The organism is Mycobacteriales bacterium, assembly GCA_035504215.1.
Taxonomy (GTDB): domain Bacteria; phylum Actinomycetota; class Actinomycetes; order JAFAQI01; family JAFAQI01; genus DATAUK01.
The window spans coordinates 1-2,531 of sequence record DATJSI010000039.1; the positions used below are offsets into that span (position 1 = coordinate 1).

At 68.5% G+C, this 2,531-nt stretch carries 2 protein-coding genes; both read left to right on the forward strand.

The window, feature by feature from the left end; translation table 11 throughout:
- On the forward strand, positions 1–1,144 hold a 1,144-nt coding region (locus VME70_04750; GenBank protein HTW19508.1), incomplete at its 5' end, for a glutamine synthetase family protein.
- A complete protein-coding gene (locus tag VME70_04755; GenBank protein ID HTW19509.1) occupies positions 1,144–2,340 on the forward strand; it encodes a cytochrome P450 in 1,197 nt (398 codons plus the stop codon). The genes VME70_04750 and VME70_04755, both read left to right, overlap by 1 nt.
- The last annotated feature ends 191 nt before the right edge of the window (positions 2,341–2,531 follow it).

Genomic DNA, 2,531 nt, shown 5'->3' on the forward strand with positions numbered 1-2,531 from the left:
TGTCCCGGTGCAAGGCGGACTGGAGGCCGGCCTGCCGGACATCACCGTGTACCCGGACCTGTCGACGATCACGCCGCTGCCGTGGGAGCCGGGCGCGGCCTGGTGCCTGGGGGAGGCGTTCGGCGAGGACGGCGAGGTCGCGGGTGAGTCGCCGCGCTCGGTCGCTCGCGGGGTCGCGAGTCAGCTCGAGGCCGCAGGTTACTCCGTGGTCTGCGGCCCCGAGCTGGAGTTCTTCGTCTGCGAGCAGGGTCCAGACGGCCAGTGGCGGCGGTACGCCAACGAGCTCGGCAACGTCTACGTTGTCGGCCGCAAGGGCGATCCCCAGGGGTTGCTCCTGCACATGCTGCGGCAGCTGCGCGACGCTGAGCTGCGGGTGACCGCGGCCAACCACGAGTTCTCGCCCGGTCAGTTCGAGATCAACCTCGCGCATTCCGGCCTGGTCGACGCCGCCGACCGCTCGTTCCGGCTTAAGTCCGCGGTGCAGGAGATCGCGCGGCAACGCGGACTGCTTGCCACCTTCATGGCCAAGCCGTTCAACGACGAAGGCGGCTCCGGTTTCCACGTGCACGTCTCGCTCGGCGACGACAGCGGCGCCAACGTGTTCGGTGACCCGGACGGCACTGACGGCCTGGCCGCGTCGGGGCGGTATGCCATCGGCGGCGTGCTGCGGCACGCCAAGGCACTGAGCGCTCTGCTCAACCCGACGATCAACTCCTACAAGCGCTTCGGCCCGGACACCCTGGCACCCTGGCTGATCGACTGGGGGCTGGACAACCGCAGCGCCATGATCCGCATCCCGCCTGAACGTGGCCCCGGGGCGCGCATGGAAGTCCGGCTGGGTGATGCGACTGCGAACCCGTACCTGGCGATGGCCGCGATCGGCGCGGCGGTCCACCTCGGCATCCAGGACAAGATCGAGCCGCCGGCCAAGCTCGAGGGTTACGGCTACGACCCGGCCAGCGCGGACATGCTGCCGATGCGTCTCGGCGACGCACTCGACGCCCTGGAGGCCGACACCGAGCTCGCCGACGTGCTCGGCCGGTACGTCACTACGTCGTTCCTGCAATATAAACGGAACGAGATAGAGCGCTTCGAGCGGTACGTCACCGACTGGGAATTCGGTGAATACGCCTACCACCTGTGATGCGTGAGGAGGCCGTCGCCGCGTTCGCCACCTCGGTGACGGTCGGCGATCTGGAAGCTGACCCGTACCCGGTCTACGCCCGGCTGCGCCGCGAGGCGCCCGTCTGCTTCATCCCAGCCGTCGGACTGTGGTTTGTCACCCGCTACGACGACGTCGAGTACGTAGTGACGCACCCCGCGGAGTTCACGGCTGAGCTGTCGGACTCGCCGGTGGACCGCACGTTCGGGTCGCCGACGATCATTACCATCGACGGCGATCGCCACCAGGACCTGCGCCGCGGCCTGGATTCCAAGTACCGGCCCCGGCAGGTGAACGCCTACATCGACGACCTGGTCCGGCCGATCGCCGAGCAGATGGCCGTCCGGCTGGCCGGGCGGCAGCGGGCCGAGCTGATGGCCGCGTACTTCGAGCCGATCTCGGTACTCAGCCTCGGCCGGGTGCTCGGCATCGATGGGTTCGGCGAGGACCGCCTCAGGGACTGGTTCTGGCGCCTGCACCAGGGCGTCATCAACTTCGAAGGCAACCCCGAGCGTGAGGAGATCGGCTCGGCCTGCTCGCGTGAGATCGACGTGGCGCTCGCGCCGGTATTCGACCGGCTCGAGGCTGAGGGCGACGACAGCACAATCTCGCATCTTCTGCACAGCGGTGTGCCCGAGGGGAGCTGCCGGGCGCGCGACTACGTGATGCCGACGCTCAAGGTGATCCTGCTCGGCGGCATGCAAGAGCCTGGACACGGCGGCGGCTCGACCCTAGCCGCGCTGCTCGCCGACCGCTCGCAGCTCGAGGCCGTCCGCGAGGACCCGGACCTGCTGCCGGCCGCGGTCGAGGAGGGCCTGCGCTGGATGTCGCCCATTGGCACGCAGACCCGGCAGGCGGTAGGCAACATCGAGATCGGGGGAGCGGTGATCCCCGACGGCGCGCCGGTCGGCGCGCTGGTGTCGGCGGCAAACCGGGACGAGACCAGATTCCCCGACCCCGACCGCTTCGACATCTTCCGGCCTCGCCAGGTCAACCTGGCCTTCGGCGGTGGCCGGCACTTCTGCGCGGGCCACGCATTCTCACGCGCGCAGATCCGGATCGCGATCGACGTCCTGCTGCAGCACTATCCGCAGATCACCATCGACCCGGCGCGGCCACCGGAGTTCCGCGGCTGGGAGTTCAGGGCACCGCGGAATCTCGACATCCTGCTCGGGTAGCTGCCGCTCACCGGTCATGGTTGTGGACTTAGTGGGGTTATAGCACCACTAAGTCCACATTCACTAGCGGCGAACACTTGGACAAACACTAACATCACGGTCAGCGCGACGCGGTGGCGGTGAGGTCCGCCAGCGCGGTGCTGGCGGATTCGCGCGCTCGCACCACGAACGTGGACGCGAACCCGATCACT

What these genes read in the sequence shown, in the direction of transcription:
- VME70_04755 (HTW19509.1), top strand. Translation starts at nt 1,144, where the DNA reads ATGCGTGAGGAGGCCGTCGCCGCGTTCGCCACCTCGGTGACGGTCGGC.